Annotated in this window: 8 protein-coding genes; 3 read left to right on the plus strand and 5 right to left on the minus strand. The window is 66.5% G+C overall.

The annotated features are described in order from the left end of the window. From ON45_RS10815 to ON45_RS23655, 4 genes are all read right to left on the minus strand, one after another. Positions 1-401 (minus strand): 3'-5' exonuclease (locus tag ON45_RS10815; protein ID WP_148288642.1); only part of this gene is annotated, 401 nt, incomplete at its 3' end. 77 nt (positions 402-478) lie between these two features. Next, positions 479-1,126, minus strand: a complete 648-nt coding sequence (locus tag ON45_RS10820; RefSeq protein ID WP_040493815.1) for a hypothetical protein — start codon at positions 1,124-1,126, stop codon at positions 479-481. 176 nt (positions 1,127-1,302) lie between these two features. Further along, positions 1,303-2,454 carry a M24 family metallopeptidase gene (locus ON45_RS10825; RefSeq protein WP_040493816.1) on the minus strand — a complete coding sequence of 384 codons (1,152 nt, stop codon included), beginning with the start codon at positions 2,452-2,454 and terminating at the stop codon, positions 1,303-1,305. After that, positions 2,451-3,377 (minus strand): HalD/BesD family halogenase, encoded by a 927-nt coding sequence (locus tag ON45_RS23655; protein WP_051062893.1) that lies wholly within the window; start codon positions 3,375-3,377, stop codon positions 2,451-2,453. Before ON45_RS23655 ends, ON45_RS10825 begins: the two co-directional genes overlap by 4 nt. An 87-nt stretch (positions 3,378-3,464) precedes the next feature. Between ON45_RS23655 and ON45_RS10835 the strand changes: the two genes are divergently transcribed. Further along, positions 3,465-4,370, plus strand: coding sequence for a LysR family transcriptional regulator (locus ON45_RS10835; RefSeq protein ID WP_158412342.1), 906 nt, complete (start codon positions 3,465-3,467; stop codon positions 4,368-4,370). 147 nt (positions 4,371-4,517) lie between these two features. Here ON45_RS10835 and ON45_RS10840 read toward each other — a convergent pair whose 3' ends face one another. Next, positions 4,518-5,921 carry a PhoH family protein gene (locus ON45_RS10840; protein WP_158412344.1) on the minus strand — a complete coding sequence of 468 codons (1,404 nt, stop codon included), beginning with the start codon at positions 5,919-5,921 and terminating at the stop codon, positions 4,518-4,520. A gap of 110 nt (positions 5,922-6,031) precedes the next feature. On the opposite strand from ON45_RS10840, the gene ON45_RS10845 reads away from it, so the two are divergent. Together ON45_RS10845 and ON45_RS10850 are read left to right on the plus strand one after the other, a co-directional pair. Continuing rightward, positions 6,032-6,505: an HIT family protein gene (locus tag ON45_RS10845; RefSeq protein ID WP_051062895.1), complete on the plus strand. Its 474-nt coding sequence runs from the start codon at positions 6,032-6,034 to the stop codon at positions 6,503-6,505. 177 nt (positions 6,506-6,682) lie between these two features. After that, positions 6,683-6,970 (plus strand): HU family DNA-binding protein, encoded by a 288-nt coding sequence (locus ON45_RS10850; RefSeq protein ID WP_040493818.1) that lies wholly within the window; start codon positions 6,683-6,685, stop codon positions 6,968-6,970. Positions 6,971-7,102: the final 132 nt, after the last annotated feature.

Here is a 7,102-nt window from a genome sequence, read left to right on the forward strand (position 1 = left end):
TCGGGATCGAGGCGTCGGGACATCCGCAGCGTGCACAGTCGACGCTCCAAGCGCGCGACCTCCGGTGCGGGTCGGTGTGATCGGCGGGCCGCACGCAGGAGGAACTCGCCGTCGAACTCCGCGTTGTGGGCGACGAAGAGAGAATCACCGACGCGCTCGGAGAACTCGGCGAGCACGGCGTCGACCTTCGGCGCGTCCTTCAGCATCGGCCGGGTGATGCCATGGACGTGGGTCGGCCCGACGCGACTGAGCGGCCAGCGCAGCTTGACGAACGTGTCCCATTCGTCGACGACCGACCCGTCGGCATCGACGGTGACGACCGCCAGTTGCAGGAGGCGATGGCGCCGGACGTTCAACCCCGAGGTTTCGACGTCGACGACGGCGAAATGGGGGAGGGCCATGGTCGACACACTACGCAGCGCCTGTCACAGAGATCATGCGACGACGACATCGGCCGGCGCCGGCATGGCCGTCCTCCCTACCCGTCGGTGCGGTCGAGGTCGTCGAAGGCGAGGGTGCTCTTCTCGAGACTGTCGTTGGAGATCGTCGCGTGGATGAGGTCGGGAAGATGTGGAAGATCGGCGAACTCCGGCTGTCCGCGAGTCGGATTCTCGTCGACCCACCAGCGCACCGCGTCGCCGGTGGGGAGCTCTGCCGGTCCGGTTTCGATCGTTCCGCGATCCGTCGTGAGTTCGGTCGTGAACTCCGTTGCATCCGGATCGAGCGGACCTTCGAGCCGCAGGTCGAGATGACCGACCGAGTGGGCGTACACACCGGCCGGTTCGACGGCGCGGGCGGGGTACGCGTTGTCGAGGTCGTCGTGAAGGACCACGAGCGGCGCGTAGAACGTGTCTTCCGCACCGACGGCCAAGTCGTGATCGTCATCGTTGATCACCCGCAGGCTCAGCAGGATGTCGTCGCCGTCGACCTGGATCGAATCGACCGCCAGCGCCATGGCTCGCTCGCTGTCGGCTGCGTGCGGACCGATGGAGCTCCGCCGCTCCACGTCGGCGCCGTTGATCGCCTCGGTCGCCGGGACGACCTCTGAGGGGTTCGGCGTGGATTCCCTGCTCGCTGCGGAGTCGCTCGCCGAACAGGCGGAGACGATCGAAGCGACGAGCAGCACAACAGCGACCCGTCGTCGTGCTGGGCGCCCATGATCGGGCTCGCAACCGTTCCGATCGTCAGGCGGATGACCGTGCGCCATGTAACCGACATTAGCGCGTTTGCAGGTGACTGTCCGAGGCGTTTCGATTGGAACGCAGAGTGCGTTCGTGCCTGCACCCTCTCTTGGCGGCGATCTCAGGCGAGGTCGAGCGAGTACGTCGACAGGGATTCGGGGCCGTCGGCGGTGATGAGCACCTGCTCCTCCAACTTGATCGCTTCGGTGCCGCCGGGAGGGGCTGCCAACGCCTCGACGCACAGCACCATTCCCTCCTCGACCACACCGTCGTAGCCGCCGTCCTCCCAGTGGTCGCGGTTGAGGATCAACGGGTACTCGTTGCACAGCCCGATGCCGTGGGCGACCGCCGCGTTGGTGACCGAGTGGATGTCGGCCGGTGGGATGTGGCTGCGCTGCGCGATCTCGGCGAACGACGCACCGGGCTGGAGGAGCGTGGTGTTGAACGTCAGTTGTTCGTACGCCGCGTCCCAGAGTCGCCGCTGTTCCGCGGTCGGCGTCCCGTCGTCGACCCGCCAGGTTCGGGAGATGTCGACGGAGTACCCGCCGATGCCGATGAGGTCGGTGTCGAACGCGACCAACTCGCCGGGCTCGATGACCTTGCTGCTGCACTCCTGATACCAGGGGTTGGTGCGCGGGCCCGAGGTCAGCAACCGCGTCTCCAGCCACTCGCCGCCCGACGCGATGTTGGACTGGTGGAGCACCGACCAGACCTCGTTCTCGGTCATGCCGGGTCGGGCGACCTTGCGCATCTCGTCGAGACCGTCCTCGCAGGCGGCCACGGCGGTGCGAATCACGTCGATCTCCGATGCGGTCTTGATCATCCGCGCCCGGTTGGCGACACGCTGACCGTCGTGGACGGTGATGCCGCGACGCTCGAGCGCCGAGAGCCCGATCGGATCGAGTCGATCGATCGCGACGGCGGTGCCCGAGCCGACGAGGTCGGTGATCTCCGCGGCCCAGTCCGCGGCGAATTCCTCCACTCGTCCTCCGCTCACGAAGTCGTACCAACTGATCGCAGTGCGAACCTCTGCCACGTTGTCGTGATCGTCCGACAGGTGTGCGCAACCCTTGAACTCGAAGAGCACGACCGGACCGTCGGCGGGAACGAACGCGTACCGGCACGGATTGTGCAGCGAGTACACCTGCATGTTCGACGTGCCCGTCGCGTAGCGAATGTTGGTCGGGTCGTAGAACAGACCCGCATCGCATTCCGCGTCGGCGATCGACGCGCGGAGACGAGCCAGGCGTGAGGCGTCGAGCTCGGTGCTCACAGGATCAGGCCGTCGTTGTCGGCGAAGCGTGCGCTCTCGGCGAGGAGGTGGACCTCGGTGACCCGTCCGTACACAGCGCGAGTTCGATCGACGGGTCCGATCACGCCGGGTCGCTCCGCGTAGGAGAGCACGAGCACGTGACGATCCTTGCTTCCGGCCACTTCGGTGACCTGATGGAGTGAGTAGCGCCCGAGGAACAGCTGCAGGTCGCCCGGGGCGCTCCGAATCGTCCGTGCCGGCGTCGACGCTGAACCCGACAGGACCGCGCCGAGACCGGCGAGGTTCTCGTCGCCGGGGGACCGAAGATCCTGGTGGTACTCGAACTCCCCGCCCTCCTCGGGCTGTTGCAGCATCAGGGTCACGACGTACTCGTTCGTGTCGTAGTGCCACGGGTAGCGCCCGCCGGGCGGAAGCACCGTGGCAACCAGGCCCGCCAACGGATCTGCGTACTCGAAGACGCATTCCTTGCCGACCACCGCGGCGATGAACGCCTTGAACGCCGGCGACACGTAGAGGCGGTGGGCCGGCGAGTACGGCGGGATCATGTCGCGCGTGACGTGGCCGGCGTTCCACGTGAGCTGCACGCCCCGCGGGTCGCCGGGGGCGAGATCGTCCTCGATGGTGCGGCGCGAGTAGACGCTGCTGGTCTGTTGGCGGATCTCGACGTGCTCGGCGATCGCTGCGATCTCGCGCATCGTGGCGTCGAGCGCCTCGGGTGTCAGGAACCGGTCGAGGCTGAGGCTTCCGTGCATCATCAGCGACCGTCGACCCTCATCGACGAGGTCGTGCCACCCGGAGCTTCCCGGTCGGTCCAGTGGATATCGCGCCAGGTCGACCAGGCCGTCCAGTGCTCCGCCCTCCGGGTCGGCGAGGGAGTGGAGCGGGGAGAGCGGCGACGGCGATGTCAAGGTGGCAGTGGTCATGACTCCATTCAGCACCCTTTTCCTATTTGTGTCCAACGAATCAATACGGCCAATCGACGTGCATCAGATGCATATAGAATGATGGGCATGCCGCTGCAGCTCGACCTCCGTCACTACGAGACGATCGTCGCCATCGTCGAACTCGGAACGATGACCGAGGCGGCCAAAGCCCTCTACTCGACGCAGTCGACGCTGAGTCACCGACTCGCGGAGGCCGAACGTCGCCTCGGCGTCCGGCTGTTCGACCGGGGCCGGCATCGTCGCCTCACGCCGACCCGAGCCGGGATCGCCACCCATCAGGCCGCTGCGCGGGCGCTCGACGAACTCGGGCGCAACGAGCAGGTCCTGCTCGCCGAACGATCCAACGTGACGTCGGTGGTCCGGATCGGGGTCGGTAGCTACGACTGCTTCCACTGGTACCCGTCGTTTCTCGGCGCGGCGAGCCGCCACCTCCCGGACGTGGAACTCGAACTGGTCGTGGTCGGCGACGCTCCGGGAGACGTGCTCGCGAGCGGCGACACCGACCTGGTGATCGCGCCCGGTGCGCCCGCGGGTTCCATCGAGTTGATCCCGGCGTTCGAGGACGAACTCGTGCTGGTCACCGCACCGGATCATCGGCTCGTCGGTCGGGAGTTCATCGAGCCGATCGATCTCGTCGACGAGACCTACCTGACCTACAACTTCAACCCGACGCCGGGGTTCGAGTACGACCGCTTCATCCGGACCGGCGACGACTACCCCCGGGTGGTCAGCGTGGTGCCGCAGACCAGCGCGATCACCGAACTGGTCGCAGCGGGAGCGGGGGTGAGCATCCTCAGCAGGTGGGCCCTCGATCCGGCGATCGCCACGGGGCGGCTCGCTGCAACTCGCTGCGGGCCGGATGGTCTCGCACTCGCATGGAGCCTGCTCACCCGCGCCACGGAGTCAGCGGACTCGCCCACCCGACGCGTCGCCGACCACCTCGCGGACCACCTGGCGACATCCGCGACCTGATCCCGTCTGACCGGCCGCGGCCGGCGTCGACAGCCGTTCCCGTCGCGAATCAGCCCGGAAAGCGGGCGAATCCGCGACGAGAATACTGGGCCGCGCTGATCGAGGGATCGGCGGCGCCTGGCTCCTACGCGTTCTTTCGGTCGAGGGTTACAGGAGTTCGGCGGCGAGGCTGGCGACGTCGCTGCGCTCGCACGCGGTCAGCGTGATGTGACCGAAACAGCGCTGATCGGCGAACGCGGAGGTGAGCACGCTCAGGGCGTTGTTGTTCTCGCCGAGGTACGGAGCATCGATCTGGCTGGTGTCGCCGGTGAAGATCACCTTCGTGCCTTCGCCGACGCGGGTGAGGATCGTGCGCAGCGTGGTCGGTTCCAGGTTCTGTGCCTCGTCGATCAGCACCATCTGACGCTGCAGCGACCGGCCGCGGAGGAACGTGACCGATTCCAGCGAGAGCTGCCCGCGATCGGTGAGCTCATCGATCAGGCCGCGGGCGTCGTGGCTGTTGCCCTGGTCGGTCAGTGCGACGATCGCATCGTGGATCGCCGACATCCACGGGTCGAGTTTCTCGTCGAGCCCACCCGGCAGGAACCCGACGTCGGCGCGACCGACGGGAACCAGCGGACGGTAGACGGCCAGGCGCTCGTAGCGGGGTTGCTCGACGACCATCTCGAGTCCGGCGGCGATGGCGAGCAGTGTCTTGCCCGTGCCGGCGCGTCCGTCGAGCGCGACGACCGAGACGTCCGGATCGAGGAGGAGTTCCAGCGCGAACCGCTGTTCCTTGTTCCGCGGACGAAGACCCCACGGCTCAGGGCCCTGCTGGTTGAGGAGGACGAACTCGTCGCCGACCGTGCGGACCAGCGCCGATTGCGACCCCGAGCGGAGCACCGCGAACTCGTTCTCGCTCGGCGGTTCGTCGGTGTCGAGCACCGCGTCGACCGAAATGGCGCCCGCCGCGTACAAGCAGTCGATCTTCTCGAAGGCGGTGTCGATCGTGCTCCAGCCGATCGCAGCGGTGGGCCGGTCGGAACGCGTGGGGGAGTGTGCCGCGGCGTCGACACCCATGTGCGCCGCCTTGATCCGCAACGCGGCGTCGTTGCTCACCATCGTCGTCGGGCCGAAGTCGGACTGACCGATCGCAGCGCCGATGATCCGGTTGTCGGGGATCGACGGGTCGAGGCCGTGCTCGACGAGCAGGTGCTTGCGGATGTTGTTGATCTCGATCTGCAACGTGGCCGTACCGGTGCCGGTGGGGACGGGCGACGCCAGTGATCCGCCGTGACGGACGCGGAGTTCCTCGAGCGTCCGCAGCGCGGTGCGGGCGGCTCGACCGACGTCGTCGGATCGGCTCTTCAGTCCGTCCAGTTCTTCGACCACCGTGAGGGGGACGACGATGTCGGAGTCTCGGAAGTCGAGAACGCACGTCGGGTCCGCGATGAGGACGGACGTGTCGAGCACGAGTCGGGTGCGAACCTGCTCGATGCCACTGTCACCTCCGTCCTTCGAGTCCGTCGCCGTGGGGGCGAGACGAGTGCGGGAGGTGGACAGATCGGTCACGATCACTCCTGGTGTGAGTTGTCTCGGGGGTGTGAGGGATGGGACATACGCAACGAGCATGTTCTAGCCCACCGGATGGGCCAGGTGCCGGATGCTGCGAGGATGGGTCGATGACGACCGACCGTGCCGAGCGATCGACCGCCTGCGTCTTCTGTCGCATCATCGCCGGGAGCGAACCCGGTGAGGTGGTGTGGGATGACGATGTCGCGGTGGGGATCCTCGACCGGCGTCCGCTGTTCCACGGACACGTGCTGGTCGTCCCACGCCGCCACGTGGTGACGCTCGCCGACCTCGACCCATCACAGGTCGGGCCGTTCTTCCGGCGCGTGCGAGCGATGGCAGCGGAGCTACCCGAAGCGATCGGTTGTGAGGGGTCGTTCGTCGCGAACAACAACATCGTCAGCCAGAGCGTCGCACATCTGCACGTGCATGTCGTACCGCGTGTGAAAGGTGACGGACTGCGCGGATTCTTCTGGCCGCGGACGACCTACGCCGATGGCGAGATCGAGGTGGTCGGTGCTCGACTGCGTGAGGCATTCGGTCGGGTTCCGCCGAGCGATATCGGGTCGACGGAGACCGACTGACGCCAGGCGGCGCAAGGGTCTGGAGAATCAGTCGTTGCATTTGCAACGAGATCAAGGGTTGCGTTCGAGGGGTGAATACAAGTCACATGGTTGTCATTCGGCTTCTCCGATGGAGCCGTGGTCCCGGTTCAGGCCGGGGTGAACAGCAACAGATCCATCAACGAAAGGGTTCCAACAATGGCAACCAAGGCAGAAATGATCGAGGCCGTCGCAGCGTCGGCCGACTTGTCGAAGGCAGACACCGAGAAGGCTCTCGGCGCATTCTTCGATCACGTCACCGCCGAGATGAAGAAGGGCGAAGCGGTCACGTGGCCCGGCTTCGGCAAGTTCAGCACCTCAGCTCGCGCAGCTCGCACCGGTCGCAACCCGCAGACCGGCGCACCCGTGAAGATCGCCGCGTCCACCGCAGCGAAGTTCTCGTCGAGCTCGGCTCTCAAGGAAGCCCTGAACGGCAAGAAGAAGTGAACTGATGGCTGCCAAACGTCCAGCCAAGAAGAAAGCTGCAGCGAAGAAGGCTCCGGCCAAGAAGAAGGCCGCGGCCAAGAAGGCGCCTGCCAAGAAGGCAGCCGCGAAGAAGGCCCCGGCCAAGAAGAAGGC

The organism is Ilumatobacter nonamiensis YM16-303 (assembly GCF_000350145.1).
GTDB classification, from domain to species: Bacteria; Actinomycetota; Acidimicrobiia; order Acidimicrobiales; family Ilumatobacteraceae; genus Ilumatobacter_A; species Ilumatobacter_A nonamiensis.